Here is a 237-nt window from a genome sequence, read left to right as displayed (position 1 = left end):
GACCACGCACAGGGCGGTGACGGCGATGCCGGTGATGATGCTCATCCATAGCGATCCCCCGGACTGGCTGAACACCGAGATGGTCGAGGTCAGCGCCGGCGTCCGGTTGGCAAGGATCGACTCGAGAATCGGCTGGTCGAACACGGCGATGCCGTCGTTGGCCACCACCGCCTCGTAGATCTCGCCGGCCAGCACGGTGCCGCCCACCGCGAGCACCCCGATCACCGCGATGAGGAC

General features: G+C 67.1%; 1 protein-coding gene. It reads right to left on the bottom strand.

Annotated elements, in window-relative coordinates:
• A partial coding sequence (locus ACSNOK_RS36180) for a hypothetical protein (RefSeq protein ID WP_436784886.1) occupies positions 1 to 237 on the bottom strand: 237 nt, incomplete at both ends.

This window comes from Streptomyces sp. URMC 126 (genome assembly GCF_051386555.1).
Classification (GTDB): Bacteria; Actinomycetota; Actinomycetes; order Streptomycetales; family Streptomycetaceae; genus Streptomyces.
This window is presented reverse-complemented; position numbering and strand designations above follow the sequence as displayed.